Annotated in this window: 27 protein-coding genes and 1 tRNA gene; 17 read left to right on the top strand and 11 right to left on the bottom strand. The window is 63.2% G+C overall.

Annotation, left to right across the window (positions count from 1 at the left end; translation table 11 throughout):
• Window positions 1-22 precede the first annotated feature (22 nt).
• The 4 genes from A3AC_RS0121845 to A3AC_RS0121830 all read right to left on the bottom strand — a co-directional run bounded on the left by A3AC_RS0121845 (window position 23) and on the right by A3AC_RS0121830 (window position 4,379).
• Complete coding sequence (locus tag A3AC_RS0121845) at window positions 23-2,383, bottom strand: RelA/SpoT family protein (RefSeq protein ID WP_025601394.1); 2,361 nt, start codon at window positions 2,381-2,383, stop codon at window positions 23-25.
• Between the two features lie 107 nt (window positions 2,384-2,490).
• Complete coding sequence (gene rpoZ, locus A3AC_RS0121840; RefSeq protein ID WP_006025620.1) at window positions 2,491-2,694, bottom strand: DNA-directed RNA polymerase subunit omega; 204 nt, start codon at window positions 2,692-2,694, stop codon at window positions 2,491-2,493.
• Between the two features lie 60 nt (window positions 2,695-2,754).
• A complete protein-coding gene (gene gmk / locus A3AC_RS0121835) occupies window positions 2,755-3,438 on the bottom strand; it encodes a guanylate kinase (RefSeq protein ID WP_025601387.1) in 684 nt (227 codons plus the stop codon).
• 17 nt (window positions 3,439-3,455) lie between these two features.
• On the bottom strand, window positions 3,456-4,379 hold the full coding sequence (locus A3AC_RS0121830) for a YicC/YloC family endoribonuclease (protein ID WP_025601385.1): 924 nt from the start codon (window positions 4,377-4,379) through the stop codon (window positions 3,456-3,458).
• A gap of 220 nt (window positions 4,380-4,599) precedes the next feature.
• On the opposite strand from A3AC_RS0121830, the gene rph reads away from it, so the two are divergent.
• The 4 genes from rph to A3AC_RS0121810 all read left to right on the top strand — a co-directional run bounded on the left by rph (window position 4,600) and on the right by A3AC_RS0121810 (window position 7,351).
• On the top strand, window positions 4,600-5,340 hold the full coding sequence (gene rph, locus A3AC_RS0121825) for a ribonuclease PH (RefSeq protein WP_025601383.1): 741 nt from the start codon (window positions 4,600-4,602) through the stop codon (window positions 5,338-5,340).
• On the top strand, window positions 5,333-5,980 hold the full coding sequence (rdgB, locus tag A3AC_RS0121820; RefSeq protein ID WP_025601382.1) for an RdgB/HAM1 family non-canonical purine NTP pyrophosphatase: 648 nt from the start codon (window positions 5,333-5,335) through the stop codon (window positions 5,978-5,980). Before rph ends, rdgB begins: the two co-directional genes overlap by 8 nt.
• Window positions 5,977-7,206, top strand: a complete 1,230-nt coding sequence (hemW, locus tag A3AC_RS0121815) for a radical SAM family heme chaperone HemW (RefSeq protein WP_025601381.1) — start codon at window positions 5,977-5,979, stop codon at window positions 7,204-7,206. The genes rdgB and hemW overlap by 4 nt, the downstream gene beginning before the upstream one ends.
• Before the next feature lie 55 nt (window positions 7,207-7,261).
• A tRNA-Ser gene (locus A3AC_RS0121810) sits at window positions 7,262-7,351 on the top strand.
• 65 nt (window positions 7,352-7,416) lie between these two features.
• On the opposite strand, the gene A3AC_RS0121805 is transcribed toward A3AC_RS0121810, so the two are convergent.
• The 3 genes from A3AC_RS0121805 to A3AC_RS0121795 all read right to left on the bottom strand — a co-directional run bounded on the left by A3AC_RS0121805 (window position 7,417) and on the right by A3AC_RS0121795 (window position 9,509).
• On the bottom strand, window positions 7,417-7,821 hold the full coding sequence (locus A3AC_RS0121805; RefSeq protein ID WP_025601379.1) for a RidA family protein: 405 nt from the start codon (window positions 7,819-7,821) through the stop codon (window positions 7,417-7,419).
• 50 nt (window positions 7,822-7,871) lie between these two features.
• A complete protein-coding gene (locus tag A3AC_RS0121800; RefSeq protein WP_013589320.1) occupies window positions 7,872-8,102 on the bottom strand; it encodes a hypothetical protein in 231 nt (76 codons plus the stop codon).
• Window positions 8,103-8,288: 186 nt separating this feature from the next.
• On the bottom strand, window positions 8,289-9,509 hold the full coding sequence (locus A3AC_RS0121795; RefSeq protein WP_025601376.1) for a Bcr/CflA family multidrug efflux MFS transporter: 1,221 nt from the start codon (window positions 9,507-9,509) through the stop codon (window positions 8,289-8,291).
• Between the two features lie 240 nt (window positions 9,510-9,749).
• Here A3AC_RS0121795 and hemL point away from each other — a divergent pair, with 240 nt between their 5' ends.
• The 7 genes from hemL to A3AC_RS0121760 all read left to right on the top strand — a co-directional run bounded on the left by hemL (window position 9,750) and on the right by A3AC_RS0121760 (window position 16,596).
• Window positions 9,750-11,033 carry a glutamate-1-semialdehyde 2,1-aminomutase gene (gene hemL / locus A3AC_RS0121790; protein WP_025601374.1) on the top strand — a complete coding sequence of 428 codons (1,284 nt, stop codon included), beginning with the start codon at window positions 9,750-9,752 and terminating at the stop codon, window positions 11,031-11,033.
• A 48-nt stretch (window positions 11,034-11,081) separates the two neighbouring features.
• Window positions 11,082-12,236 (top strand): bifunctional diaminohydroxyphosphoribosylaminopyrimidine deaminase/5-amino-6-(5-phosphoribosylamino)uracil reductase RibD, encoded by a 1,155-nt coding sequence (ribD, locus tag A3AC_RS0121785; RefSeq protein ID WP_025601372.1) that lies wholly within the window; start codon window positions 11,082-11,084, stop codon window positions 12,234-12,236.
• A gap of 15 nt (window positions 12,237-12,251) precedes the next feature.
• A complete protein-coding gene (locus A3AC_RS0121780; protein WP_025601369.1) occupies window positions 12,252-12,866 on the top strand; it encodes a riboflavin synthase in 615 nt (204 codons plus the stop codon).
• A 229-nt stretch (window positions 12,867-13,095) separates the two neighbouring features.
• Window positions 13,096-14,232, top strand: coding sequence for a bifunctional 3,4-dihydroxy-2-butanone-4-phosphate synthase/GTP cyclohydrolase II (gene ribBA / locus A3AC_RS0121775; protein WP_025601364.1), 1,137 nt, complete (start codon window positions 13,096-13,098; stop codon window positions 14,230-14,232).
• 48 nt (window positions 14,233-14,280) lie between these two features.
• Window positions 14,281-14,787 carry a 6,7-dimethyl-8-ribityllumazine synthase gene (ribH, locus tag A3AC_RS0121770; RefSeq protein WP_006050161.1) on the top strand — a complete coding sequence of 169 codons (507 nt, stop codon included), beginning with the start codon at window positions 14,281-14,283 and terminating at the stop codon, window positions 14,785-14,787.
• Window positions 14,784-15,218: a transcription antitermination factor NusB gene (nusB, locus tag A3AC_RS0121765; protein ID WP_025601362.1), complete on the top strand. Its 435-nt coding sequence runs from the start codon at window positions 14,784-14,786 to the stop codon at window positions 15,216-15,218. Before ribH ends, nusB begins: the two co-directional genes overlap by 4 nt.
• A gap of 181 nt (window positions 15,219-15,399) precedes the next feature.
• Window positions 15,400-16,596, top strand: a complete 1,197-nt coding sequence (locus A3AC_RS0121760) for a pyridoxal phosphate-dependent aminotransferase (RefSeq protein ID WP_025601360.1) — start codon at window positions 15,400-15,402, stop codon at window positions 16,594-16,596.
• Window positions 16,597-16,817: 221 nt separating this feature from the next.
• On the opposite strand, the gene A3AC_RS0121755 is transcribed toward A3AC_RS0121760, so the two are convergent.
• Window positions 16,818-18,014, bottom strand: a complete 1,197-nt coding sequence (locus tag A3AC_RS0121755) for a lytic transglycosylase domain-containing protein (protein WP_025601358.1) — start codon at window positions 18,012-18,014, stop codon at window positions 16,818-16,820.
• Window positions 18,015-18,616: 602 nt separating this feature from the next.
• Between A3AC_RS0121755 and A3AC_RS0121750 the strand changes: the two genes are divergently transcribed.
• The gene (locus A3AC_RS0121750) at window positions 18,617-20,185 is read left to right on the top strand and encodes a UbiD family decarboxylase (RefSeq protein WP_025601354.1); all 1,569 of its coding nucleotides are present in this window, start codon (window positions 18,617-18,619) and stop codon (window positions 20,183-20,185) included.
• 48 nt (window positions 20,186-20,233) lie between these two features.
• On the top strand, window positions 20,234-20,929 hold the full coding sequence (locus A3AC_RS0121745; protein WP_025601353.1) for a LysE family translocator: 696 nt from the start codon (window positions 20,234-20,236) through the stop codon (window positions 20,927-20,929).
• A 71-nt stretch (window positions 20,930-21,000) separates the two neighbouring features.
• Here A3AC_RS0121745 and A3AC_RS0121740 read toward each other — a convergent pair whose 3' ends face one another.
• The 3 genes from A3AC_RS0121740 to A3AC_RS30770 all read right to left on the bottom strand — a co-directional run bounded on the left by A3AC_RS0121740 (window position 21,001) and on the right by A3AC_RS30770 (window position 22,984).
• Window positions 21,001-21,984 (bottom strand): threo-3-hydroxy-L-aspartate ammonia-lyase, encoded by a 984-nt coding sequence (locus A3AC_RS0121740; RefSeq protein ID WP_025601351.1) that lies wholly within the window; start codon window positions 21,982-21,984, stop codon window positions 21,001-21,003.
• Window positions 21,985-22,151: 167 nt separating this feature from the next.
• Complete coding sequence (locus tag A3AC_RS0121735; protein WP_025601349.1) at window positions 22,152-22,454, bottom strand: hypothetical protein; 303 nt, start codon at window positions 22,452-22,454, stop codon at window positions 22,152-22,154.
• A 368-nt stretch (window positions 22,455-22,822) separates the two neighbouring features.
• Window positions 22,823-22,984 (bottom strand): hypothetical protein, encoded by a 162-nt coding sequence (locus tag A3AC_RS30770; RefSeq protein WP_198018026.1) that lies wholly within the window; start codon window positions 22,982-22,984, stop codon window positions 22,823-22,825.
• 255 nt (window positions 22,985-23,239) lie between these two features.
• Between A3AC_RS30770 and A3AC_RS0121725 the strand changes: the two genes are divergently transcribed.
• From A3AC_RS0121725 to A3AC_RS0121705, 4 genes are all read left to right on the top strand, one after another.
• Entirely contained in the window at window positions 23,240-24,172 is a 933-nt protein-coding gene (locus A3AC_RS0121725; RefSeq protein WP_025601347.1) for a Rossmann-like and DUF2520 domain-containing protein, read from the top strand.
• 77 nt (window positions 24,173-24,249) lie between these two features.
• Entirely contained in the window at window positions 24,250-24,570 is a 321-nt protein-coding gene (locus tag A3AC_RS0121720) for an EthD family reductase (RefSeq protein WP_013340239.1), read from the top strand.
• Between the two features lie 199 nt (window positions 24,571-24,769).
• Window positions 24,770-25,333, top strand: a complete 564-nt coding sequence (locus tag A3AC_RS0121710) for a YggT family protein (protein WP_025601345.1) — start codon at window positions 24,770-24,772, stop codon at window positions 25,331-25,333.
• 839 nt (window positions 25,334-26,172) lie between these two features.
• Window positions 26,173-26,895, top strand: coding sequence for a DUF5343 domain-containing protein (locus A3AC_RS0121705; protein WP_025601342.1), 723 nt, complete (start codon window positions 26,173-26,175; stop codon window positions 26,893-26,895).
• Window positions 26,896-26,938 lie beyond the last annotated feature (43 nt).

Raw genomic sequence — 26,938 nt, 5'->3', positions numbered from 1 at the left:
GCCCGCAGACGAGTGCCGGAAATCAGTAATCCGCCCGTTCGCGCTCGATCCGCATGCCGCCGTCGTGCCGATGATGCCCGTCGTCGCTCGGCCGTTCGCGCGCAATGCGCATGACGTCGAGATTGGTACGCACGCGGCGCATGACGTTGGCCAGATGGACGCGGTCGCTGACCTGGATCACGAAGCGCAGGATTGTGGATTCCTGCGACAGGTCTTCGTCCATCGCAATGTGCACGATGTTGGCGTCCGCTGAGGTAATGTCCGCGGCCACGCGGGCGAACACGCCCTTGGTGTTCTTGACCAGCACCTTCACGGCGACGTCGAACAGACGCCCCGGTTGCGGCGCCCACGCAACGTCGATCCAGCGTGCGGGATCGCGCCGATGAATGCGCTGCGCGACGCGGCAGTCGGTGGTATGAATCGCCATGCCGAGACCGATGCCGATGTAGCCCATGATGTTGTCGCCCGGAATCGGACGGCAGCACGCGGACAGTTGCACCGACATGCCTTCTGTGCCGGTAATCACGACCGGCGGCGCATGGGGCGCCGAGCCGGCATCGGAACGCGAGCCGTCGTCGTCGGCATCGCGGCCGCTCATCAGCACTTCAATGCGCTTGGCCATGACCGCCGCGACACGCCGGCCAAGACCAATGTCCGCGAAGATTTCCTGGCCGTTCTTGTTGCCGGTCCACTGCACGAGCTTTTCCCAGGCCTCGGGCGTGACATCCGACAGTGCGAGGCCGTAACCCTTCAATGCCTGATCGACAAGACGCTCACCAAGCTGAACCGATTCGTTCAGCCGCATCGTCTTCAGATAATGGCGAATCGCGGAACGGGCCTTGCCGGTGCGCACGAACCCGAGCCATGCGGGATTCGGCTTTGAATACGGCGCCGTGATGACTTCGACGATGTCGCCGCTCTTCAGCTCGGTACGCAGCGGCAGCAGTTCGTTGTTGATCTTGACGGCGACGCACTGGTTGCCCAGGTCGCTGTGGATCGAATAAGCGAAGTCGAGCGCGGTGGCGCCGCGCGGCAGCGCCATGATTTTCGACTTCGGCGTGAACACGTAGACGGCATCCGGGAACAGATCGATCTTCACGTGTTCGAGGAATTCGCTCGAGTCGCCCGCCTCGCTCTGAATGTCGAGCAGCGACTTCAGCCACTGATGCGCGCGCTTTTGCACGTCGTTCAGATCCGCGCTGCCGTTCTTGTACAGCCAGTGCGCGGCGACGCCCGCTTCGGCGATTTCATGCATCTTGCGCGTGCGCACCTGAAACTCGATCGGCGCGCCGAACGGGCCGACGAGCGTGGTGTGCAGCGACTGATAGCCGTTCACCTTCGGGATCGCGATGTAGTCTTTGAACTTGCCGGGCACCGGCTTATAGAGCGCATGCAGCGCGCCGATGCACGTGTAGCACTCGAGCGCGCTGTCGACCACTACACGAAAGCCGTACACGTCGAGCACCTGCGAGAACGACAACTGCTTGTCGCGCATCTTCTTGTAGATGCTGAAGATGGTTTTCTCGCGGCCGGTGACCTCGGCGTCGATCTTAGCGTCGGCAATCGCGCGCTGCACCGACTCCAGGATTTTGCCGACCACTTCGCGCCGGTTGCCGCGCGCGGCCTTGACGGCTTTTTCGAGCGTGGCATACCGGTGCGGATTGAAGTTCGCGAAGCTCAGATCCTGCAACTCGCGATACGTATTGTTCAACCCGAGCCGGTGTGCAATCGGCGCGTAAATGTCCAGCGTTTCGCGCGCCACGCGGCGGCGCTTTTCCGGCGGCACCGCGCCGAGCGTGCGCATGTTGTGCAGCCGGTCGGCAAGCTTGACCAGAATCACGCGGACGTCGCGCGCCATGGCGAGCAGCATCTTGCGGAAGTTCTCCGCCTGCGCTTCCTCGCGATTGCGGAACTCCATCTTGTCGAGCTTCGACAAGCCGTCGACCAGTTCCGCGACCTTCGCGCCGAAACGCTCGGCGAGCTCGGCCTTGGTCACGCCCTGGTCTTCCATCACGTCATGCAGCAGCGCGGCCATGATCGCCTGGCCGTCCAGATTCCAGCCAGCGCAGATTTCCGCGACGGCAACCGGATGCGTGATGTAGGGCTCGCCGCTCTGCCGATATTGGCCGAGGTGAGCTTCGTCGCTGAAATGGAAAGCCGCCTTCACCTGCTTGATCTCTTCCGGCTGCAGATAGCCGGACAAGGCGGAGGTCAGCTTGGCGATGGAAACGACGTCATGCCGGCGCGGCTGCTCCGGCGTGGCGGTCGGCCCGAACAGATGGCGAAACGACTGTTCGAGGACCGCGTCGATGTATTTGCGTGCAGACGAAGGCGAATCGGCGTCGTGCTCCGCTTCCGTGGCGGTGGGCGGGGTGGTACTCATGTTCGCCTCCGTAGCGGTTGGAAGTAGACGCCAGTCTGCACGTTGATGCAGCTAGTGCTGCAAATGCGGGCAATCGAAAACGAAAAACAAAAAACGAAACCAGCGCCTTAGACCGGCACCTTCTTCAGCATTTCGACACCGACCTGGCCGGCCGCGATTTCGCGCAGCGCGACGACCGTGGGCTTGTCGCGGCTTTCGATCTTCGGCGTGTGGCCTTGAGCGAGCTGACGCGCGCGATACGTCGCGGCAAGCGCGAGTTCGAAACGATTCGGGATCTGTTTGAGACAGTCTTCGACGGTAATGCGGGCCATGTTGGGTTCCTTCTCAGTATGTTGCTTATTCTACCTTATGTGCTCGAATCGCCGCCGCGCTCAGGGGTGCGGAAGGTGAATGCCGAGTTGCACGAAAAGCTGCGTATGACGCGCGTATTGCGAGGCGAAGCGCGAACGCGTCGCGGCCACGAGACACTGCAGTTCGCCAAGCGCGCGATCGAAGTTCTCGTTGATCACCACGTACTCCGCTTCGGCCGCATGCGCCATCTCGCTGCCGGCCGCGAGCAGGCGCCGCGTGATCACATTCGGCTCGTCCTGGCCGCGCTTTTTCAGACGCTCTTCGAGCGCTTCGAGCGACGGCGGCAGAATGAAAATCTCGACCGCGTTATGAAACTGCTTCTTCACCTGCTGCGCGCCCTGCCAGTCGATTTCTAGCAGCACGTCATGGCCGCTTTTCATCTGCTCCTCGATCCACAAGCGCGACGTGCCGTAGTAGTTGCCGTGCACTTCCGCGCTTTCGAGAAACTCGCCCGCGTCGTGCCGCTTCATGAAATCGTCGACGGTGGTGAAGTGATAATGCTCGCCGTCCTGCTCTTTCGGACGCGGCGGGCGCGTCGTGTACGAGATCGACAGACGGATTGCGTCGTCGCTCGCGAGCAGCGCATTCACGAGCGTCGACTTGCCCGCGCCCGAAGGCGCGACGACCATGAACAGGTTGCCGGGATAGGCGCCGGCATACGGGTTGCGCGGCGCGCCGCTTTCGCGTGTGTGGTGATCGGTCATGTTGTGATGCTCCAGCCTTATTCCAGATTCTGTACCTGCTCGCGCATCTGTTCGATGAGCAGCTTCAGCGTCATCGACGAATCCGCCAGTTCCTTCGCCGCCGCCTTCGAGCCGAGCGTGTTCGCCTCGCGATTGAGCTCCTGCATCATGAAGTCGAGCCGCTTGCCGACCTTGCCGCCCTTCTGGATCACGTGACGCGTTTCGTTCAGGTGAGCCGTGAGGCGCGACAGCTCTTCGGCGATGTCGATGCGGATGCCGTACATCGTGACTTCCTGGCGAATCCGCTCGTTGATCTCCTCGCGCGACACGATGGTCGCAGCGGTATCAGGCGCGGCAATGCCGAGCGCTTCCTGCAAACGTTCGACAATCTTCTGCTGATGCTTCGAGATCAGCTCCGGCACGAGCGGCGTGATCTTGGTGACGATCGCTTCCATCTCGGTCACGTTGGCGAGCAGCATGTTTGCAAGCTGCGCGCCTTCGCGGGCACGCACGTCGATCAGATCGGCGATCGCCTGTTTGCCGCACGCGAGCACCGCATCGCGCAACACGTCGGGTGCTACGCCCGTCTCCGCCAGCACGCCCGGCCAGCGCAGAATTTCGCCGGAGCGCAAACGCCCGGCTTCCGGAAAGGTTGCGAGCACCGTGCGCTCGAGCAGCGCCAGTTGAGTCAGCGCGTCATGATTGATCGAACCCGCGTTCGCCGTCTGTTCGCTGCGCTGCAGATTGATCCGAATATCCACCTTGCCGCGCGAGAGCTTGTTCATCAGCATTTCGCGCAACGTGGGTTCGCACACGCGCACGTCTTCGGGCATGCGGAAGTTCAGGTCGAGAAAGCGCGAGTTCACCGTGCGCAGTTCGACCGACACGCTCACGCCGCCTGTGCCCGAAGCCGCGACGAGTTCGCGCGTGGCGCTCGCATAGCCAGTCATGCTGTAGATCATCGTATTTCTCGCGATTGTGGCCGCGCGCGAGGCGCCGGCCGAAGAGTCGAATCGCCCGGCGTGTACGAGACGCGAGGCGGTGAACAGGCATTATCCCATTTTTGGCGATGGGACCCCTTGCAGAGCCACGGCCGACGCGGCCAACCGCCGGACGCATGCGTGCTTCGATCGGCTGTAAAATCCTGCTTTCCCTCCCGCTTTCCTCCTGACCGAATCCACTATGACCGACACCACTCAACGCCCTAGCGGCCGCCCCGCCGATCAGCTGCGCGACGTGCGCATCACGCGCCACTACACGAAGCATGCGGAGGGCTCGGTGCTGGTCGAATTCGGCGACACCAAGGTGATCTGCACGGCGAGCATTGCGGAAACGGTTCCGTCGTTTTTGCGCGATCGCGGCCAGGGCTGGCTCACTGCCGAATACGGCATGTTGCCGCGTGCGACGCATACGCGCAGCGACCGCGAAGCCGCGCGCGGCAAGCAGACCGGGCGCACTCAGGAGATCCAGCGTCTGATTGGCCGCGCGCTGCGTTCGGTGTTCGACCTGGAGAAGCTCGGCGCGCGCACGCTGCATATCGACTGCGACGTCATTCAGGCCGACGGCGGCACGCGCACGGCGAGCATCACCGGCGCATTTGTCGCCGCGCATGACGCGGTGAGCAAACTGCTGGCTGCGGGCCGCATCGAAAGTTCGCCTATCAGCGATTTCGTCGCGGCAATTTCGGTCGGCGTCTACGACGGCGTGCCGGTGCTCGATCTCGACTACCACGAAGATTCGCAATGCGACACCGACATGAATGTGGTGATGACAGGCGCGGGCGGCTTCGTCGAGATTCAGGGCACCGCCGAAGGCGTGCCTTTCTCGCGCGATGAAATGAACGCGCTGCTCGATCTTGCGAGCGACGGCATCGCAACCTTGATCGCGAAGCAGAAAGAGGCATTGGAGTATCGAGGTGAATGACGTTCGTAAAGGCCATGGCGACCCGGCGTCGGGCTCGCCGTTGAACAAGGTCGTGCTCGCGTCCAACAACGCGGGCAAGCTGCGCGAATTTGCGGCGCTCCTCGGCGCGGCTGGCATCGAATTGATTGCGCAGGGCGAACTCGGCGTGCCGGAGGCGGAGGAGCCGCATCCCACGTTCGTTGAAAACGCTTTGACGAAGGCACGTCATGCCGCGAGGCTCACCGGCCTGCCCGCCCTCGCCGACGACTCCGGTCTCTGTGTACGTGCGCTGCGCGGCGCACCCGGCGTTTATTCGGCACGCTACGCGCAACTCGCCGGCGGCGAGAAAAGCGACGCGGCCAACAACGCGCGGCTGGTTTCGGCGCTGCAAGGCGAAACCGACCGCCGCGCGTATTACTACTGTGTGCTCGCGCTCGTGCGTCACGCAGACGACCCCGAGCCGCTCATCGCCGAAGGCCGCTGGCATGGCGAGATTCTGGATGCGCCGCGCGGCTCGCATGGCTTCGGTTACGACCCGTACTTCTTTCTACCCTCGCTGAACGCGAGCGCCGCGCAGCTCGAACCGGCGGTGAAAAATGCCAGCAGTCATCGCGCCATTGCATTGCGCCAACTGCTCGCGCGCCTGGCGGAGGAAGCGTGATTCCGATCAAGCCGGCGCCCGCCGATGTCGGCAACGGCGTCATCAAGGCTTTTACGTCGCCGGGCAGCATCCGGCTGACCTCGCTGCCGCCGCTCTCGCTGTATGTGCATTTTCCGTGGTGCGTGCGCAAGTGTCCGTACTGCGATTTCAACTCGCACGAATGGAAAGGCGAGACGTTCCCCGAGAACGATTATCTCGACGCGTTGCGCGCCGACCTCGAAATGGCGCTGCCCCTCGTGTGGGGTCGCCAGGTGCATACGGTGTTCATCGGCGGAGGCACACCGAGCCTGCTGTCCGCGGCGGGGCTCGACCGTATGCTGTCCGACATTCGCGCGCTGCTGCCGCTCGACGCCGATGCCGAGATCACGCTCGAGGCCAACCCCGGCACGTTCGAAGCCGCGAAGTTCGCGCAGTTTCGGGCGAGCGGCGTGAACCGCCTGTCCGTGGGCATTCAGAGTTTCAATGAAGCGCATCTGAAAGCGCTCGGCCGCATTCATGATTCGACGCAAGCGCGTCATGCCGTCGAGGTAGCCGCGACCACGTTCGACAATTTCAATCTCGACCTGATGTTCGCGCTTCCGCAGCAAACGCTCGCCGAATGCCAGGCGGATGTCGAGACGGCGTTGTCGTTCGCGCCGCCGCATCTTTCGCTGTATCACCTGACGCTCGAGCCGAACACGCTGTTTGCGAAATTCCCGCCTGCTTTGCCCGACGACGATGCCTCCGCCGACATGCAGGACTGGATTCATGAGCGCACGTCGGCGGCGGGCTACGAGCGCTATGAGGTGTCGGCGTATGCGAAGCCGCATAGGCAGAGCAAGCACAATCTGAATTACTGGCGTTTTGGCGACTATCTCGGCATTGGCGCCGGCGCGCATACGAAGCTGTCGTTTCCGAATCGCGTGTTGCGCCAGGCGCGCTACAAGCATCCGGCCACGTTCATCGAGCAGGCAAAAGCCGGCGCGGCGGTGCAGGAAGAGCACGAAGTCAGCGCGCGCGACCTGCCGTTCGAGTTCATGCTGAATGCGCTGCGGCTCGTGGAAGGCTTTCCGGTGCACCGGTTTATCGAGCGTACCGGTTTGCCGATGACTTCGATCGAACCGGCTTTGCAGGAAGCGGAGCGCCGCAGGCTCATCACACGCGACCACGAGAAGATTGCGCCGACGCCGCTCGGGCAAGCGTTTCTCAACGATCTGCAGGCGCTGTTTCTGAAAGATCCGCAGTGAATGCAGAGACACAGGCCGCCGCAGCGACGTCTTTTCAGGTTACAATTTGCGGCTTGGAGGTGTGGCCGAGTGGTTTAAGGCACCGGTCTTGAAAACCGGCGAAGGAGTGATCCTTCCGTGAGTTCGAATCTCACCGCCTCCGCCAGATGTTCCCCAAACGAACCCGGGCCGCGGCCCGTTTTTCGTTTCTGCCGCGACCGCGTGCGCTTTCTACACCACCGCTGTCGCCTCGACTTCTATCTTGAACCCGTAATGCAACTGCGGGACAGGCACAACAGCACGCGCTGGCCGCGCCTCGCCGGCCCAGCGGGCGTAGATCTCATTGAACTTCGTCCAGTGCTCGATATCGACGATATAAACCCGCACCTGCACGAGTTGCGCAACGCTGCTGCCCGCGCCCTCGAGCGCTGCTTTCACGTTGGCCAGCACCTGTTCCGCCTGCGCCTCGAACGGAGCGGCGGATAGCTTCTCGCCGCGCGCGTCGATGGGCAACTGTCCCGACACGAACACGAAGCCGTTCGCCACCGCTACGTGACTATAGTGGCCGCCGGGCCTCGCGAGCGTAGCGGGATTGTCGGTGTGCGGTGAACGTGCGCGGTGCTGCCCAGCAGCCATGAGTACCACTCCAGAGCGAAAGACATCACGCCGCCCCGCCGCTCTTCGCGTCAGACACTGACCGCTTCGAGCCGCTCGCGTGCATCGGCGCAACGCCGGTTGAGATCGCGATGCATCAACTGGCTGTCGAGCAGCGACGATACATCGGTCAAGCCATAATCAAAGCGCAAGACGTATTCGATGTCCGTGTAATCGTGATAGGCGCCGCTGTCGGCCAGCTTCTGCGCTTCGGCGAAAGCAGCATGCTGCCGCTCGCCGTTCATCAAATCTCTGATCGCCATGATTGCCGCTCCGAGGAACAGTGATCCCATCATAGCAATGCAAATTCAAACGCAAGGTCGCGTGCGCGCAACACCTGGTGTTTTCCGGTAGATGCGCCGAGCGCACAAGTTGCGGGCACGCCGGCAAGGTCAGCAGACCGGCGATGTCCGCGCGGCGCTGAAGCAGCCGTCAAAACAGTGCTGACTTCAAGCGACAGCCACCGGCGCCTTTGTGCCATGCCAGCGCACAACCAGAATGCGGCCGACATAACATAGCGATCCCGCCACGCCTACCACAATGCCCATGCCCTTGGGCGAGGCGTCCGGCCAGAGACCGACCGCGAGGCTCGACAGCGCACCGAGCGCCAGTTGCACGGCGCCGAACACGGCGGCCGCCGCGCCCGCGTTCAAAGGATAGCGATGCATCAGATCCGTGGTGCAATTGGCGGACAGCAAACCCACCACGCCGACCACGAAGAACAGACCGGCCACGATCGACCACAGGCCGCCCCAACCCGTCAACGAAACGAGGCATACGAACAGCGACGCCACGCAGCTCACGCTCGCGGCGAAGGAAATGATCGTCAGGGAGCCGAGCTGTCCGACGAGCCGCGTGTTCATGAAGTTGCCGAACATGATGCCGACGATGTTCAGCGCGAACAGAAACCCATAGTGCTGCGCCGACACGTGAAAGTATTCGATGTAGACGAACGGCGTGGCCGTGATGTACGCAAACATCGACGCGAACGCCATGCCGCCGCACAGCATATGTCCCCAGGCCACTGGATCGCGCAACAAGCGGCCATAGGCGGCAAACGATTTGAAGAGCGCGGAATGCGCACGCTTTTCACGCGGCCATGTTTCCGGAACCTTGAGGAACGCGGTGATCGCGCACACGGTACCGAACAGCGTCAACGCGACGAAGACAACACGCCAGCCGCCAAGCAGCAGCAATTGTCCGCCGATCAGCGGCGCGAGCAACGGGCCGATCGACGTCACGATGGCGAGCATCGACAGCACGCGGGCCGCGTCGGTGGGACCGTAGGCATCGCGTGCAATGGCACGGGCGAGAACGGATGCCGCGCCGGCCCCAAGCGCCTGCACGAAGCGAAAGGTAATCAGCGCGCCGATCGAAAACGACAGCGTGCAGGCAATGCTCGCCAGTGCATACATGACGATGCCGCCAAGCAGCACCGGCCGGCGGCCATACGAATCGGACAGCGGCCCATAAAGCAGCATGCCGATCGAAAAGCCGAACATAAAACTGGTGAGCGTGGTTTGCGCCGCACTCGTGCCGATCGCAAATGCCTGCGCGATGGTGGGCAAGCTCGGCAGGTACATGTCGATGGAAATCGGCCCGCATGCGGCAAGCGCACCGAGCAACAGAATCAGCCGGCCATCTGGCCGGCGTCCGGTGACGTGAGACATGGGAATCCAGGAGAAGCGCGCACCTTTCGCAAAGCTGCACGCGGTGAGACGAAAGACCGGCATTGACCGCATCGATTGTACGCGACGCTTGCGGCGTGTGGCGCGTCGCCGCCCGGGCGCCGGGCCCGGGAGCAAGACCCGTTCGCACCGACTCCGGTACAATTTCCTCACCTACTCCGGCGCCGCGCGAACCGCCAGCATGCGAACCGCGCCGCTGCGCAACTCAATCCAGTCATCGCCATGTCCAAAAACCAAAGCCTCTTCGACCGCGCGCAACGCACCATTCCAGGCGGCGTGAATTCCCCGGTGCGCGCGTTCCGCTCAGTCGGCGGCACGCCGCGCTTCATCGAACGCGCACAAGGGCCTTACTTCTGGGACGCCGACGGCCAGCGCTACATCGACTACATCGGCTCCTGGGGCCCGATGATTCTCGGTCATGTGCATCCCGAGGTCCTCGAAGCGGTGCAGCGCGTGCTCGCCAACGGCTTCTCGTTCGGCGCGCCCACCGAATCGGAAATCGAAATTGCCGAGGAAATCTGCAAGCTCGTGCCATCCATCGAGCAGGTGCGCATGGTGTCGAGCGGCACCGAAGCGACCATGAGCGCGCTGCGCCTCGCGCGCGGTTTTACGAACCGCAGCCGCATCGTCAAATTCGAAGGCTGCTATCACGGCCATGCGGACAGCCTGCTGGTGAAGGCCGGCTCGGGCCTGCTGACGTTCGGCAATCCCACTTCCGCGGGCGTGCCGGTCGACATCGCCAAACACACCACGGTTCTCGAATACAACAACGTCGCGGCACTGGAAGAAGCGTTCAAAGCCTTCGGCAATGAAATCGCCTCGGTGATCGTGGAGCCCGTTGCGGGCAACATGAACCTGGTCAGGGCGACGCCCGACTTCCTGCAAGCATTGCGGCGCCTGTGCACCGAATACGGCTCGGTGCTGATTTTCGACGAGGTGATGTGCGGTTTCCGCGTCGCGCTCGGCGGCGCGCAACAGGTATACGGCATCACGCCCGACCTCACGTGTCTCGGCAAGGTCATCGGCGGCGGCATGCCGGCAGCGGCCTTTGGCGGACGGCGCGACATCATGGCTCACCTCGCGCCGCTCGGCGGCGTGTACCAGGCGGGCACGTTGTCGGGCAATCCGATCGCGGTCGCCGCGGGTCTGAAGACGCTGCAACTCATTCAGGCGCCGGGCTTTTACGACACGCTGGCCGCGCGCACGACCCGTCTTGCGCAAGGTCTGGCACGAGCCGCTCGCGAAGCCGACGTGCCGTTCACGGCGGATTCGCTCGGCGGCATGTTCGGGCTTTACTTCACCGAGTCCATTCCGACGAGCTTCGCCGAAGTCACGCAGAGCGACGTGCCGCGCTTCAATGCGTTCTTCCACAAGATGCTCGACGCCGGCGTGTACTTCGCGCCCTCGGCGTATGAGGCGGGCTTCGTTTCGATCGCACACGACGACGCTATCGTCGACGCCACGATCGAAGCGGCGCGTGGCGCGTTCGCGTCGCTGACCGCCTGACGCTTTCACACCACTACCTGCCCCAGCCACCGCACCCACCAGACACCGATGTTCTCGCAAACCGACTTCGTCCATATGGAACGCGCGCTCGCGCTTGCGAAGCGCGGCATGTACACCACCGACCCGAACCCGCGCGTGGGCTGTGTGATCGTCCAGAACGGCGAAGTGATCGGCGAAGGATTCACGCAACCGGCCGGCCAGGACCATGCCGAGATCCGCGCGATGAAAGACGCGCGGTCGCGCGGTCACGATCTGCGCGGCGCAACCGCTTACGTCACGCTCGAACCGTGCAGTCATTTCGGCCGCACGCCGCCGTGCGCGAGCGCGCTGATCGAAGCGCAGGTCGGGCGCGTGGTCGCCGCCATGGAAGACCCGAATCCCCACGTGTCGGGGCGCGGCCTCGCCATGTTGCGCGACGCCGGCATCGAGGTGCGCTGCGGCTTGCTCGCAAACGAAGCGCACGAGTTGAACATCGGCTTCGTGTCGCGCATGACGCGCGGCCGGCCGTGGGTGCGCATGAAAGTGGCCGCGTCGCTCGACGGCCGCACCGGCTTGCCGTCCCGCATCAGCCAGTGGATCACCGGCGAAGCGGCACGCGCCGACGGCCATGCGTGGCGCGCCCGCGCGTCGGCGATTCTGACGGGTATCGGCACCGTCAAGGAAGACGATCCGCGTATGACGGTGCGCGCCGTCGACACCCCACGCCAGCCGCAACGTGTGCTGGTCGACAGCCAGTTGGACGTGTCTCCGCAGGCGCAGATTCTGGCCGGCGCACCCACGTTGATTTTCTGCGGCAATCTGGACGAGCGGCATGCTGGGCGTGCGCAGGCGCTGCGCGATCGCGGCGCGGAGATCGTCGAAATGGCCAACACAGCCGGCAAGGTGGACCTGCCCGGCATGCTCAAGGTGCTCGGCGAACGCCAGGTGAACGAGCTGCACGTGGAAGCCGGCTACAAGCTGAACGGCTCGCTCCTGCGCGAAGGCTGTGTGGACGAACTGCTGGTCTACCTCGCACCGAGCCTGCTCGGCATCGACTCCATGAGCATGTTCAACCTGGGCGCGCCCGAAACACTGGAAGGCCGCGTCAAGCTGGCGTTTCACAACGTCGAGCGGATCGGCGACGATCTGCGGATTCTCGCGCGCCTTCTGCCAGCCGGCGCCACAGCCGGGACCGACGCCGCGTCCCAACCCGTTTCGTTTTGATCGAGGATTAGTACGATGTTCACAGGAATCGTCGCGGCCGTGGGCCGCATCGAGTCAGTCAAGCCGCTCGGCACGAACGGCGACGCGGGCGTGCGCCTGAACGTGGAAGCCGGCGGCCTCGATCTCGCCGACGTGCAGCTCGGCGACAGCATCACCATTCAGGGCGCCTGCATGACCGTGGTCGCGAAAACCGACCATTCCTTCGAAGTGGACGTCTCGCGCGAAAGCCTGAACTGCACGGCGGGCCTCGGCGAAGTGGGCGAGGTCAATCTGGAAAAGGCGCTGCGCGCGCACGACCGGCTCGGCGGGCACATTGTCTCCGGTCATGTGGATGGCCTCGGCACAGTCACGCATTTCGCGCCGGTCGGCGAGTCGCATGAGCTGCGCGTGCTGGCGCCGCGCGAGATTGGCCGCTATCTCGCGTACAAGGGTTCTATCACTGTCAACGGCGTGAGTCTGACCGTCAACTCGGTTAAAGATCGTGACGATGGCTGCGAGTTCTCGATCAATCTGATTCCGCACACGGTGGAAGTAACCGCGCTCAAGCATCTGCGCGAAGGCACGCCGGTGAATCTGGAGATTGATCTCATTGCGCGGTATGTGGAGCGGATGCTCAACGCGCCGAAGTAACGACCCCACAGCGCACCACTAAATCACCAGTGCCGGCGACCGCCGGCCGCGCATGGGCTGCCCGCGGCGTGCTGCCGCCTCGCACCGGTTCATGCGCCCATCGTTTCGACGAGCATAGCAACGGCTGATAATGCATCGCCAGTCGGCCAAACGGTATATGCCATCCGGCGGAGGCGACTTGGGACCGCGCGTGGCGTAAAATACGCGCTTTCCCGAAAAACTCGCCACCATGACGCTCGCCTCCACTCCAGAGATCATCGCCGAACTCAAAGCCGGCCGTATGGTGATCCTCGTCGACGAAGAAGATCGCGAAAACGAGGGCGACCTCGTGCTCGCCGCCGAATTCGTCACGCCGGAAGCGATCAACTTCATGGCCCGCTACGGCCGCGGTTTGATCTGTCTGACGCTCACGCAGGAACGCTGCAAGCTGCTCAACCTGCCGCTCATGACTTACCGCAACGGCACGCAGTATGGAACCGCGTTCACGGTCAGCATTGAAGCGGCCGAGGGCGTGACCACCGGCATTTCCGCCGCCGACCGCGCCCGCACGATCGCCACGGCAGTCGCGCCGGACGCGAAGGCCGAACACATCGTACAGCCGGGCCACGTGTTTCCGATCATGGCTCAGCCAGGCGGCGTGCTCGTGCGCGCCGGTCACACCGAAGCAGGCTGTGATCTGACCGCGCTCGCCGGCCTGACGCCGGCTGCGGTAATCTGCGAAGTCATCAAGGACGACGGGACCATGGCGCGTCTGCCCGACTTGATGGAGTTCGCAAAACAGCATGATCTGAAGGTCGGCACGATCGCCGATCTGATTCACTATCGCAGCCGCACCGAATCGATCGTGGAGCGCATTTGCGAGCGCACCATGCAGACCGCGCACGGCGCGTTCCGCGCGGTCATGTATCTGGACCAGCCGAGCGGCCAGCCGCATATCGCTCTTGTGCGCGGCACGCCGACGCCCGAAGAGGACACGCCCGTGCGCGTGCATGAGCCGCTGTCGGTACTGGATCTGCTCGAAGTCGGCGAATCCACGCATTCATGGACGCTCGACGCGGCCATGCAAGAGATCGCCTCGCGCGAACTCGGCGTCATCGTGCTGCTCAATTGCGGCGACTCGAAAGAGCATTTGATCGACGTGTTCAAGGCGTTCGACTCGAAGGAAAAAGCAGACGCACTGAAGCGGCGCCCCGTCGACTTCAAGACCTACGGCATCGGCGCGCAGATCTTGCGCGAGCTTGGCGTGGGCAAGATGCAGGTTCTGTCGAACCCGCGCAAGCTGGGCAGCATGTCGGGCTACGGTCTCGAAGTCACCGGCTTCGTGCCCATGCCCGGCGGTACCGCAGAGACTCCGCAACAAGGCTGATCCGACCATTCACGCGCCTCGCGCCCACTCAAACACTACGGAATCAACATGGAAATCGGACAATACCAACCGAACCTCGACGGCGACGGACTGCGCATCGGCATCGTTCAGGCGCGTTTTAACGAACCCGTCTGCAACGGCCTCGCGGACTCGTGCATCGAAGAACTGGAACGCCTCGGCGTGACGGGCGAAGACGTGCTGCTCGTCACGGTGCCGGGCGCGCTGGAAATCCCGTTGGCGCTTCAGAAGCTCGCCGAGAGCGCGCAGTTCGACGCGCTGATCGCGCTCGGCGCCGTCATTCGCGGCGAGACGTATCACTTCGAACTCGTCTCGAACGAAAGCGGTGCCGGCATTACGCGCATCGGCCTCGATTTCGGCATCCCGGTGGCGAATGCCGTGCTGACCACGGAAAACGACGAGCAAGCCGTCGCTCGCATGACCGAGAAAGGCCGTGACGCGGCACGCGTGGCAGTCGAAATGGCGAATCTCGCGGTCGCGCTCGAACAGCTGGGCGGCGACGACGAAGAGGAAGACGAAGAAGAGGAAGAGGCATGAAGAGCGCACGCCGACGCTCCCGCGAACTGGCCACGCAGGGGCTTTATCAGTGGCTGCTGTCGGGTTCGCCCGGCGGTGAGATCGACGCGCAACTGCGCGGCGCGCAGGGCTTCGACAAAGCGGACCATGAGCACCTGGACGCGATTCTGCATGGCGTGATCCGCGATTCGGAGGCGCTGTCCGCCGATATCGCTCCGTGCCTCGATCGTCCGATCGATCAGCTTTCGCCAGTGGAACGCGCGGTGCTGCTGGTCGCCGCATTTGAGCTGAAGAACCACATCGACATTCCTTATCGTGTAGTGATCAACGAAGCCGTCGAGCTCGCCAAGACGTTCGGCGGCGCTGACGGCTACAAGTATGTGAACGGCGTGCTCGACAAGCTGGCGGCCAAGCTGCGCGCGGCCGAGACGGAAGCGGCTCGCAAGCGCTAGGCCGCCAGGCGCGAGCGTGCAGGACGTGTGAGCTTGTGGCCGGGTTGCGTACGCCACGCCGCGGTCGTCACGCAGCAACTATCGGCTGCAAGGCGATGCATCGCTAAAAGGAGGGCGCCACGCGCATGAACGAACGCGCGAGGCGCCCTCCGGTTTCCGCTTTCGAACTGGATTTAACCGTATGAGCTCCGTGACCGAACCTCTTGTGCGGCTTGCCGGCCGCGTCGACTCCATTCAGCCTTTCTATGTGATGGAGCTGGCGAAAGAGGCCGCGCTTCTCGAGCGCGACGGGCGCGACATCATTCACATGGGAATCGGCGAGCCCGATTTCACCGCGCCCGAACCGGTCATCGAGGCAGCCGCGAACGCGCTGCGCCGCGGCGTCACGCAATACACGAGCGCGCTCGGCCTGCACGCGTTGCGCGAAGCGATTTCGGCGCATTACGCCAGTGTCTACGGCGTCAACGTGGATCCGGCGCGGATTGTCGTGACGGCGGGCGCCTCGGCGGCGTTGCTTCTGGCGTGCGCGGCATTGGTCGACCGCGACGACGAAGTGCTGATGCCCGACCCCTGCTATCCGTGCAACCGCCATTTCGTGATTGCGGCCGAAGGCAGGCCCGTCATGGTGCCGAGCGGCCCTGCCGAGCGCTTCCAGCTGACCGCCGCCGACGTCGAACGGCTCTGGAACGAGCGCACGCGCGGCGTGCTGCTTGCGTCGCCGTCCAACCCAACCGGCACCTCCATCGAGCCCGCCGAACTCGAACGCATTGTGAAGGCTGTGCGCTCGCGCGGCGGCTTTACGATCGTCGACGAGATCTACCAGGGCTTGAGCTACGACGCGAAGCCCGTATCGGCGCTGTCATACGGCGACGATGTCATTACCGTCAACAGCTTCTCGAAGTATTTCAACATGACGGGCTGGCGCCTCGGCTGGCTCGTGGTGCCGCCGGGCATGGTGGGCGCGTTCGAGAAGCTTGCGCAGAATCTCTTCATCTGCGCGTCCGCGCTGGCGCAACATGCCGCGCTCGCGTGTTTCGAATCGCAGACCATCGCGACTTACGAGGCGCGTCGTCTGGAATTCAAGCGTCGTCGGGATTTCATTGCGCCGGCGCTCGAGTCGCTGGGCCTGACCGTGCCCGTCATGCCGGACGGCGCGTTCTACGTCTATGCGGACTGCTCAACCGTCAATCACCCTGCCGCCGGCGACAGTTCAGCGCTGACCAAAGCCATGTTGCATGACGCGGGCGTCGTGCTCGTGCCAGGCATGGATTTCGGCACGCATGCGCCCAGGCAGTACATCCGGCTGTCGTACGCAACGGCGTATCCGAAGCTGGAAGAAGCGGTTGAGCGCCTCGCGCGGCTGTTCGGCCGACACTAGACGTTAGCCAAGGACGACGGCGCGTAATCCCGAGCCGGGCACCGTGCGTCCTGCTTCGGCGATCCAGGCGCGCAGACCAGCCCCAACAACCCGCCAACGCGAGGACACGAAGGCGCGAACTGCAAAGCCAGCCGCAGACGCAAAAAAGGACACTCGAGAGTGTCCTTTTTCTTGCCTTCAGCTTTTGCATCAAGCCATCGACATTACGCCGGTCAGGACGCTCAGGCGCCCAGTTCCGCGGCCGAAGCCACGTGCTTGGGAGCGTTCGCGCTGGCGTCGTCCTGCTCCGAAACAGGCGTCCTGGCTGACGGCGCAGCGGCGCTCAGAGGATGACTTCCTTCAAGCGTGACCTGCACACGCTTGCCGTTGCTGCTGTTTGCAGCAGCCGGCGCAGCAGGAGACGGCGCGTTGTTCGATGCCGTCATGACCGGAGCCTGCGGAGCATTGATCGGCACCTTGCGTCCGCGCGCCACGTCGCGCAGACGCGCGCGCTCGGCCATCACCTTGGCACCGTAGCCGCCGTCGTCCGGCGACGTGGAACCGACATAGAGGCGCAGACCGCCCGGCAGCGAACCGCCGCGAGCAATGCAGTCCTTCAGGACCAGCGCGCCCACCTTGATGTTCGCCAGCGGTTCGAGCGCCGCGCTCTCGCCGCCGAAATATTGGAACTTGTCCGAATGAACCTTCGACATCACCTGCATCAGGCCCTGGGCGCCCACGCCGCTCTCGGCGTAGGGGTTGAAGCCCGATTCGATCGCCATGACGGAAAGCAGCAGCAGCGGGTCGAGACCGACCTCGCGTCCGGTGTCGAAGGCAGCCTTCACGAGCTCGCCGACGGGCTCCTGGGCGACGCGGTAGCGCCGGGCCAGGTACGACGCCACCAGCGCCTGCTCACGCGACGAAACGAGCACGCGGTCGTCGCGCGCATCGGCGGAAACGCGTTGCGCCGGAATGAGCCGGGCCAATGCGGCGACGCTTTGCATGGTACGTGGATCAAGCCCGTTGAGCGCCGCGATGCCCATGCCGGCCGAGCCGCTGCCGTCGAACGCGCCGTCATAACTGGTGTTGCTGACGCTCACGCCGGCGTTGTTGGCGGTGGCTGGCGCGTCTGCGCCGTTCGTATTGGAAGACAGCGTTTCGTCCGGAGCAGCACGCCCCGGCGGTCCGAAAGCCGGCAGCGGATTGCCCTGCAACAGGCGCGCGGGGCCAGCCTGGACGGCGGCGGAAAGCACCGGCATGAGCTTGGCCGCGAGGGTGCCGCGCCACGTGGGCATCAGCCACAGCGCGATTGCCAGCACGACGGCTATGCCGCCGACAATGCTGAACAGGTGATGACTCAATTGCGTCCCACGACGCACTGCACCGCGCACAACCTGCGCGATACGCTCATCGGGACGCCACGATAACCAGGCGTTCATTCAGATCTCCCATGTTGCATGATCCGCAAATTCCGCTGAACAAACAGGCGGTAACGCACATTCGCAGAGTCAAGACATCGCGCGCTCTGTCTGGTTAGGGCAGCAGCAATGTCGGGAAAACGGCAAATACCGTTTGTGGGGAGCCATCCTGAAGCGGTCCGCGGCACGCTCACAGCATGCGGGCGGTGGCTCCCACGCGAAAAACCAGCGTCAGATGGCGCTGGCGAGGACATCAATAAGACCGACGAATACCGTGCAGGGCTTCGGTAAGCGGTGACGCGATGCGTCTGATGGGACCGGGGGCAGTGGTAAAAGGTTCACGCCCTGCAACCAACGTGGACGGATTCTAGGTCACGGTTTTATAGATCGTCAACACTACAACTAGGCAAATGTATAACTAATTGTAATAACGGAGCCCTTCCGGAGGGCTCGAACGACCGCGCCAAGCGCTTTCCGGGCAATTTTGCCTGCCCGCCTTGTCCTAGGCCATTTGGCCGATCTACGTGCGCTCGCCAACGCAGGTAAAATCGACAATCGTTTTGGCGCCTGCAATAGCGTGGCGCCTTTCCCTCTTCGCCGCTCGCGGCATTGAACCGCAACAGATGAAATACAAAGACTTGCGCGACTTCGTTGGCCGTCTCGAGACGATCGGAGAACTGCGCCGTATCCCGCAAAAGGTCTCGCCCGTCCTGGAAATGACCGAATTGTGCGACCGCGTACTGCGCGTCGGCGGCCCGGCCCTGCTTTTCGAGAACCAGGAGCGCCACGCGTTCCCCGTGCTCGGTAATCTGTTCGGCACGCCGCGGCGCGTCGCGCTCGGCATGGGTATCGACGCGCAGGCAGGCGAAGGCGATGGCGCGGCGCTGGAGTCGCTGCGCGACGTCGGACGGCTGCTGTCGGCTCTGAAGGAGCCGGAGCCGCCCAAGGGGCTCAAAGATGCAGGCAAGCTGTTCTCGCTCGCCAAGGCGGTGTGGGACATGGCGCCGAAAACCGTGAGCGCGCCGCCTTGCCAGGAAATCGTCTGGGAAGGCAATGACGTCGACCTCGAAAAGCTGCCGATCCAGACCTGCTGGCCAGGCGACGCGGGCCCGCTCATCACGTGGGGCCTGACCGTCACAAAAGGCCCGAACAAGAGCCGACAAAACCTCGGCATCTATCGCCAGCAGCTGATCGGGCGCAACAAGCTGATCATGCGTTGGCTCGCGCACCGCGGCGGGGCGCTCGATTTCCGCGAGTTCGCGCTGAAGAATCCTGGCCAGCCGTATCCGGTCGCGGTCGTGCTCGGCGCGGATCCGGCCACCATCCTCGGTGCCGTTACGCCGGTGCCCGACACGCTGTCCGAATACCAGTTTGCCGGGCTGCTGCGCGGCGGACGAACCGAGCTCGCCCGCTGCCTCACGCCCGGCGTGGACGGCTTGCAGGTCCCCGCGCGCGCGGAGATCGTGCTCGAAGGCTTCATTTACCCGCAGCAAGGCGAGCCCGCGCCCGCTGCCGCAGGCGCGCCGCCGCGGCCGGCGAAAGGCGCGTCGGCAGCCTACGAGCACGCACTGGAAGGCCCGTACGGCGACCATACCGGCTACTACAACGAACGGGAGTGGTTCCCTGTGTTTACTGTCGAGCGCATCACCATGCGCCGCGACGCGATCTACCACTCCACTTACACCGGCAAACCGCCCGACGAACCCGCGGTGCTCGGCGTTGCGCTCAACGAGGTGTTCGTGCCGCTGCTGCAAAAGCAGTTCGCCGAAATCACCGACTTCTATCTGCCGCCCGAAGGCTGCAGCTACCGCATGGCCATCGTGCAGATGAAGAAGAGCTACCCGGGCCACGCCAAGCGTGTGATGTTCGGCGTCTGGAGCTTCCTGCGGCAGTTCATGTACACCAAGTTCATCGTTGTCGTCGACGAGGACGTCAACATCCGCGACTGGAAAGAGGTGATCTGGGCGATCACCACCCGCGTCGATCCGTCGCGCGATACGGTGCTCGTCGATCGCACGCCGATCGACTACCTCGACTTCGCGTCGCCGGTCGCTGGACTCGGCTCGAAAATGGGACTGGACGCGACCAATAAATGGCCGGGCGAAACCGACCGCGAATGGGGCCGCCCCATTGAGATGGACGCGGCGGTCAAGCAGCGAATCGACAGCTTGTGGAACGAGCTGGGCCTCTGAGCGCCGCCCTCGTAACCGAATAACAGGATTGATGGAGCAGTTGCGCGGATGCATGCTTTTTCGATGATGTCCGACGGGTTTTTCCTGTCGTTGTCGCTGTGCCTTGACATCGGCCTCGTGAACGTCGCGATGATTTCTCTCGCGCTGTCGCACGGATTCAAACCTGGCTTCTGGCTCGGCCTGGGTTCGTGTGTCGGCGATCTGATTTATGCGGCACTGGCGCTTGCCGGCATGGCCGCGCTGCTGCAGTTCGAGTCAGTGCGCTGGGTCGTGTGGATCGGCGGCGCGGCCATCCTGCTCTTTCTGACCTGGAAGATGGCGCGCGAAGCCCTGTTTCCGGCCTCGGCGCCGCCGGTGGCCGGCGAGGCAGACGTCAATGCGCCGCATCTTTCGGCGTGGCGCGGCTTTCTGCGCGGCGTGTTGCTGGCGGTGTCGTCGCCGTCGGCGATTCTGTGGTTCGCCGCGGTGGGCGGCGCGTTGATTGCCAAGGCCGGCGCGACGAGTGCGGCCACGGCGCCGGTATTCCTGGGCGGGTTCTTTCTTGGCGGCTTGTGCTGGACAGTGTTTATTTGCGGCTTGGGCAGCCACGGCCGCAAACGGGCCGGCACCGGTTTGCTGCGCGCCTGCCACGTGCTGTCCGCGCTGCTGTTCGCATACTTCTCATATAGCGTGATAGTGAACGGCTACCGCGATCTGATACTGCAAACGGCGCAGCACGCGCCCATTGTGCAAACGGCGAGCTGATAAAAAAGCCCGCCATTTCGACTGGCGGGCCGCTTTTGCAGACATCGCGGCGGCTTCGCGCCGCCGAGCGGTCAGGCGAGATACTGCGCGAGCTTGTCCAGGTCGACGTTGCCGCCGCTCACTATCACGCCGACGCGCTTGCCTTTCGCAGGCACCACACCGTTCAGCACGGCCGCCGCCGCCAGACAGCCGGTCGGCTCGACCACGATCTTCATGCGTTGAGCGAAAAAGCGCATTGTCTCGATCAGTTGCTCGTCGGTGACCGTTTCGATCCGCGCGACCAGCTTGCGGATGATGGCGAACGTGTAGTCGCCCAGATGCGTGGAGGCCGCACCATCGGCGATGGTGCGCGGCGTTTCGATGTGCACCACCTCGCCGCGCGCGAGCGATTGCTGACCATCGTTGCCAGCTTGCGGCTCGACGCCGATCACCGTGCACTCCGGACTCAGCGCCGCCGCCGATAGTGCGCTGCCGCCAATCAGCCCGCCGCCGCCGAGGCACACGTACAACATGTCGAGCGGCCCGGTTTCCTCGATCAGTTCCTTCACCGCCGTGCCCTGCCCCGCGATCACATGCGGATGGTCGTACGGCGGAATCAGTGTCATGCCCCGCTCCTCGGCGAGCCGCTGGCCAATCTCCTCGCGGCTTTCCTTGTAGCGGTCGTACGTGATGACTTCACCGCCATAGCCCTTGGTCGCCGCGACTTTGGCCGCGGGCGCGTCGTGCGGCATGATGATCGTCGCGCGAATGCCGGCAAGGCGCGCCGACAGCGCGATGGCCTGCGCATGATTGCCGGACGAATAGGTCAGCACGCCGGCCTTGCGTTGCTCGGCGTCGAAATGGGAGATCGCGTTGTACGCGCCGCGAAACTTGAAGGCGCCCATGCGCTGAAAGTTCTCGCACTTGAAAAACACCGACGCACCGGTGCGCTCGTTGAACGTGCTCGAACTCAGCACCGGCGTGCGATGCGCCACGCCTTCGAGGCGCGCCGCGGCGTCGAGTACGTCGTCGAAAGTTGGAGCGGGGAGTGATTGCGTGGGCTGCGTCGGCTGCATGGGCTAAGAGTTCCAGAGCGGTGGCGAAGCACGCATTTTCCCAGCTTCGCTGCTGCTTTGGAACGTCGCCAAACACTCAGGCGAGACAACCAGAACCAAAACGGCGTAACCCGGCGGTCAGGCCGGCGTTACGCCGTTCATCGGTTCAGGACGAGAGGGCTAGCCGCTCAGCGCCGATAGTAGCCGTGGCCATAGCCGTACCCGCGGTAATAGCCATGGCGATAATAGGGACGGCCATAGCCATAGTAACCACCCACCACGACCGGCGCCGGCGCATAGACCACAGGCGGCGGCGCGTATACGACTGGCGGCGGCGGCGGATAGTACACCGGCGGCGGCGCCGCATACACGGGATAAGCCGGCGCGACCGGCACCCCGATACCGATACCGACAGAAACGTGCGCCTCCGCGACGGAGGCGAGCCCCACGCCGAGTGCGGCAGCAACAACAAACGGGACGATCTTTTTCACTTTATTCTCCTGGCGCGGCCCTACTCAAGGTCGCCGTGTTCGCATGCCTCGCATGCTACGAAATTAATTTATCCAAAAAGCCCGCGCCACGGTGTTCGCATTTGTAGCAAATTGCAATAGGCGAAAAGGAACCTGCGCAAGCAGTCCGCTGACGGCGTCGTGGGAAGGGCGGGAAGTTCGCGGGGAACCGGGCAGTTGGGCGGCTTTGTAACGCGCGGGGCGTGGGCCGCCGGCTGATGCGGGGCCAACGGCTGCAGTATCGGTAATCTTTAATTACAAATTAGCCGATGTCGACCACGGAAAGGAACAGTGCAATAAAAAGCCCGGCGGGGACGCCGGGCATCGTCTTGTCCTACGCGGGCGTCGGCTTAGCCGACTTTCACATACGCAAATTCGCGCGACACATTGGGCGGTACGTACGCGACGCTAATCCGCACCCGCGGGCTCAGACGCTTTTTCTGATCCCACCAGCGACGCCGCTGCGCGGGCGTCAGAAACCGCAGGTGCTTCCGGTAAGAAAAAATGCTCATCGTGACCTCCCCGAGTTCTATTGCGAGATTGCAAGATTGCGAAGCAAGTACTCATGAAACAGCCACGGCCACTTGGCCATGCGGAAATTGTGAGCAGTTTTCAAGCCCGCGGGGCGGGCGCCCGACCATGACCGACAGCGTGCGCCATATCGTCGGCCAACTCATCTGACGACCCTCGCGCGAGTTGCGCCACCCGCCGGCCGATGCGCGATACTGCTGCTTTCGCGTCCAAGCCCCGTCTGGAGTCCCGCCGACATGTCCACGTCCACTCCTCTGCCCCGCCTCGGCTTCATCGGCGCGGGGCGGCTCGCGCGTTGCCTCGCGCTCGGCTTTTTCAATGCCGGCTATCCGGTGACGGCGGTGGCGAGCCGCACGCCGGCTTCCGCCGGCCGGCTCGCCAGCCAGATTCCCGGCTGCTCGGCGCTCGACGATCCGCAGCACGTGGTCGACAGTGCCGACGTCGTCTTTTTAGCGGTTCCCGACGACGCCATCGGTACGTCAGCGCACACACTGCGCTTTGGCCCGGAGGGAGCCTGCGGCAAGGCGCTCGTGCATTGCAGCGGCGCATCGCCGGTAGAACTGCTCGCGCCCGCGCGCGACCAGGGCGCGTCGATTGGCGGCTTTCACCCGCTTTTTCTTTTCGGCGGCGAGCGGACTGATCTGGAACGTATTGCCGGCTGTTCGGTGACGATCGAGGCCGAAGACGCGCTGAAGGACACGCTGACCGCGTTGGCCGTCGCGCTGCGCTGCCATCCGCTGTCGATTCCGCCGGGCGGCCGCATGCTGTACCACGGCGCCGCGCACTATGCGGCGAGCTTCGCGCTGTGCAGCCTGGCCGAGTGCGTTGCGCTGTGGCGCACGCTCGGTTTCGCCGAAGACGACGCGCTGCGCGCGCTTTTGCCGATGCTCGCCGGCACGATCGAAACCGCCCGCGACAAGGGCCTGGCTAACGCGCTCGCCGGCCCCGTGTCGCGCGGCGACACGGGCGTCGTGCAGAAACAGCTGGCGCTGTTCGAGAGCCTGGGCGGCGATCATGCCGCGCTGTACGGCCTGCTGTCGCGGCGCGCGATCGGGCTGGCGAAACGCCGCGCCGCGCCGCCCGCCGCGATCGACGCCATCGCCGAGGCCGTCGAAGAATCGTTGGGCCGCTCACTCAATCAGGCGGCAGCAGGTGCAAGCGTGAAGTAAGCCGTGATAATGTGACGTCCGGCGCCGCGCGCAATGCACCGGCGCTTCGCTTCGGGACCAACAGACGAGAACGCACAATGATCAAGGTCAGCATCCTCTATCCGTACCGGGAAAACGGCCACTTCGACGTGGACTATTACTGCGCCACGCACATGCCGCTCGCGGCGGAACTGTTCGGGCCGTCGCTGAAGGGCTGGTCCGTCGACGTCGGCATCAACGCGGGGCCGCCGGGCACGCCGCCGCCTTACGTGGCAGCGGGTCACTTCCTGTTCGATAGCACGGACGACTTCTACAAGGTCTTCAAGCCCGCGTCCGAGCGACTTCTCGCGGACATTCCGAATTACACGGACGGCGGCAACGGCGCCATTCTTATTAGCGAGATCAAGGTTTCCGTGTAATGACGCGCGGCGCCGCCGCTGTGTGCCGGGTTTTCGCGCTGACCTTGCAGCAAGGGTGTACGCCAGACTGCCTCAACAATTTCGCAATGCATGCGGCCGCATCGGCGGCGCATGTGACATGACAAACCGCCGTGCGCCCCACCGGAAGCGCCGGCGCCAGGCCGGTAACCGGCCGCCATCAGAAGCATAAGGACACGAGATGTTTGGCGATATCGCCCGTTTTCTGCTCAATACCGTCTTCACGCTCTTCGGCGCGGCGCTGCTGCTGCGCGCGTGGCTCCAGGTCGTGCGCATGCCGCCGTACAACCCGGTCACGAACGCCGTGCTGCATGCCACCAACTGGATCGTTCTGCCACTGCGGCGCATTCTGCCGAGCACCCGCAACGTCGACTGGGCAAGCCTCGTGGCGGCGCTGATCGCGGCCATCATCTACGTCGTACTGATGGTGGTGCTGACCGGCGTAGATCCGCTCACGCTGGTTCCGACCTTGCTGATCGTCGCCGTGCTGACCGTGATCAAGTGGGCGCTGAACCTGGTTATCTGGTTGACGATCCTGATGGCGCTCCTCTCGTGGCTCAATCCGCGTTCGCCGGCCATGCCGATTCTGTATCAATTGACCGCGCCGTTTCTGAACCCGCTGCGACGCGTCGTGCCGCAACTGGGCGGCATCGACCTTTCGCCGATTCTTCTATTCGTGATCGTGCAGGTTCTGTTGATGGTGGTGACGCGCGCCGCTGTGCAGCTTACCTACTTCGTGATCTGAGGCCGCTTCGCCTAGCCGGTGATTAGAAAAGGACGGCGGCGCAATTTGCGCTCGTCGCCCTTTCGCGAGTAAAATAGCGTGCTCTGCGGGCGTCGTATAATGGTAATACCCTAGCTTCCCAAGCTGCAACGGCTTGAGCAAACCCAGTATTCATGCGGGTTTTGGATGTGGTTTTCCAGTAGGCACCATTGAAGACCACGTGTCATGCGGGTTTGACGGCGACGCCAGTTTCCATACCAGCACAGTTTCCGAGAAGCTACGGTAATAGTTCAGCAATGCCGTCACCGCGGTAATCATCTCATTAAGATAATCAGCTGCGTGGCACATTCCTCATGCGGCTACACACGGCTCTTCACCTTGGAACTGTCGTGAAGCGAGCGTACGCTCCTTCGGCCAAACAAAACATCCGCGCACGGTTCTGTAGAACGGCGACTCGCTGTCTTGCAGAGCCGCGCCTGAACAACGAAACAGGCAATATTAGACTCGGGGTGTTGAGGCAAAGAAGGCCTCCCGATTTTTCACCGAGCGCAGACCAGCCACCCAACTGAACGTCCCAAGCTCAGCTGCGATCCAACCGAAAAATCACGACCTTGCTCGCCCGAATCACAGCGAAAAATGATTTTCTTAGGCTAATCAAAAGGTTACAGCAATTTAACGGGACTGAAACGGCCTATGTTTTGCTCTGATTTGCTCTGATATCGACTGATATCATCTGATATCACGGCGAAAGACAATTTGCGACTTGGATTTTCCACAAAAAAGAAAGTCCAGCGGCTACATTGCACAGAGGTGAGGTTAGTGCTAGAGTGCAACCACTGACAACTCTCATACGGCACATCATGGCGAGCAACAAAGAAAAACCAGCTACGCCGCCGGTCATCTCTCATATCTCTCTGACGACGTTCCTGAATACACTACGGGACGCGGGCACTGTTCCAGCACGCATCGACAAAACGCTCATGCCGAAGGCGTCGGGCTCACAGCAATCGGGCATGATCGCGGCCCTTCGCTATCTTGGACTGATCGACGATTCAGGCAAGCCGAAGGAGCATTTCAAACCCCTTGTCCTCGCGGACGACGAGGCGCGTAAGCCGACTCTGCAGCAGATTTTTCAAGATTCTTACGCTTTTCTGTTCGAAGACCCAGAGTTCGATCTGAGTCACGCCAGCGCGGGACAAATGACAGAGAAGTTCCGCAGCTTGGGCATTAGCGGCAGTACGTTGACCAAGACCATTGCGTTCTTTCTCGCAGCCGCCAAAGAATATGGAATTCCAGTCTCCCCTCACATCAAACCGCCTCCAGCGCCGAAAGCTAACGGTAGTCAAAAACGGGCAACGAAAACTACGGAAGAAATAAAGGTCGAGTCGGACAGCAGCAAGGCGGCGCAACCGGAAGAGGACGATCCAGACGTTGAACGTTTTGAGATCCCGCTCCCAGGGAAGCGCAGCGCGAAGATCACCGTTCCCATCGGTCTTGACGCTGACGATTGGGTCATGCTGCAAACGATGCTCGCGGCCTACGTCAAGCGCTGGAAGGGCTTCGCGCCCGAGGGGAAAGAATGAAAGGAAGATGATTCGGCTCCGGATACGTAGCTCGGCGCATCCT

The sequence above is a fragment of the Burkholderia sp. WSM2230 genome (assembly GCF_000472445.1).
GTDB lineage: Bacteria > Pseudomonadota > Gammaproteobacteria > Burkholderiales > Burkholderiaceae > Paraburkholderia.
This window is presented reverse-complemented; position numbering and strand designations above follow the sequence as displayed.

Excerpts from the sequence above, each read along its gene's own strand:
- A3AC_RS0121745 (WP_025601353.1), top strand. The coding sequence starts at position 20,234 with ATGCATGCTTTTTCGATGATGTCCGACGGGTTTTTCCTGTCGTTGTCG.
- A3AC_RS0121720 (WP_013340239.1), top strand. The coding sequence starts at position 24,250 with ATGATCAAGGTCAGCATCCTCTATCCGTACCGGGAAAACGGCCACTTC.
- A3AC_RS0121795 (WP_025601376.1), bottom strand. The coding sequence starts at position 9,509 with ATGTCTCACGTCACCGGACGCCGGCCAGATGGCCGGCTGATTCTGTTG.
- rph (WP_025601383.1), top strand. The coding sequence starts at position 4,600 with ATGACCGACACCACTCAACGCCCTAGCGGCCGCCCCGCCGATCAGCTG.
- A3AC_RS0121805 (WP_025601379.1), bottom strand. The coding sequence starts at position 7,821 with ATGGCTGCTGGGCAGCACCGCGCACGTTCACCGCACACCGACAATCCC.
- A3AC_RS0121705 (WP_025601342.1), top strand. The coding sequence starts at position 26,173 with ATGGCGAGCAACAAAGAAAAACCAGCTACGCCGCCGGTCATCTCTCAT.
- ribD (WP_025601372.1), top strand. The coding sequence starts at position 11,082 with ATGTTCTCGCAAACCGACTTCGTCCATATGGAACGCGCGCTCGCGCTT.
- nusB (WP_025601362.1), top strand. The coding sequence starts at position 14,784 with ATGAAGAGCGCACGCCGACGCTCCCGCGAACTGGCCACGCAGGGGCTT.
- A3AC_RS0121760 (WP_025601360.1), top strand. The coding sequence starts at position 15,400 with ATGAGCTCCGTGACCGAACCTCTTGTGCGGCTTGCCGGCCGCGTCGAC.
- A3AC_RS0121755 (WP_025601358.1), bottom strand. The coding sequence starts at position 18,014 with ATGAACGCCTGGTTATCGTGGCGTCCCGATGAGCGTATCGCGCAGGTT.
- A3AC_RS0121725 (WP_025601347.1), top strand. The coding sequence starts at position 23,240 with ATGTCCACGTCCACTCCTCTGCCCCGCCTCGGCTTCATCGGCGCGGGG.
- ribBA (WP_025601364.1), top strand. The coding sequence starts at position 13,096 with ATGACGCTCGCCTCCACTCCAGAGATCATCGCCGAACTCAAAGCCGGC.
- ribH (WP_006050161.1), top strand. The coding sequence starts at position 14,281 with ATGGAAATCGGACAATACCAACCGAACCTCGACGGCGACGGACTGCGC.
- A3AC_RS0121800 (WP_013589320.1), bottom strand. The coding sequence starts at position 8,102 with ATGGCGATCAGAGATTTGATGAACGGCGAGCGGCAGCATGCTGCTTTC.
- hemL (WP_025601374.1), top strand. The coding sequence starts at position 9,750 with ATGTCCAAAAACCAAAGCCTCTTCGACCGCGCGCAACGCACCATTCCA.
- gmk (WP_025601387.1), bottom strand. The coding sequence starts at position 3,438 with ATGACCGATCACCACACACGCGAAAGCGGCGCGCCGCGCAACCCGTAT.
- A3AC_RS0121845 (WP_025601394.1), bottom strand. The coding sequence starts at position 2,383 with ATGAGTACCACCCCGCCCACCGCCACGGAAGCGGAGCACGACGCCGAT.
- A3AC_RS0121780 (WP_025601369.1), top strand. The coding sequence starts at position 12,252 with ATGTTCACAGGAATCGTCGCGGCCGTGGGCCGCATCGAGTCAGTCAAG.
- A3AC_RS0121740 (WP_025601351.1), bottom strand. The coding sequence starts at position 21,984 with ATGCAGCCGACGCAGCCCACGCAATCACTCCCCGCTCCAACTTTCGAC.
- A3AC_RS0121750 (WP_025601354.1), top strand. The coding sequence starts at position 18,617 with ATGAAATACAAAGACTTGCGCGACTTCGTTGGCCGTCTCGAGACGATC.
- A3AC_RS30770 (WP_198018026.1), bottom strand. The coding sequence starts at position 22,984 with ATGAGCATTTTTTCTTACCGGAAGCACCTGCGGTTTCTGACGCCCGCG.
- rpoZ (WP_006025620.1), bottom strand. The coding sequence starts at position 2,694 with ATGGCCCGCATTACCGTCGAAGACTGTCTCAAACAGATCCCGAATCGT.
- A3AC_RS0121710 (WP_025601345.1), top strand. The coding sequence starts at position 24,770 with ATGTTTGGCGATATCGCCCGTTTTCTGCTCAATACCGTCTTCACGCTC.
- A3AC_RS0121830 (WP_025601385.1), bottom strand. The coding sequence starts at position 4,379 with ATGATCTACAGCATGACTGGCTATGCGAGCGCCACGCGCGAACTCGTC.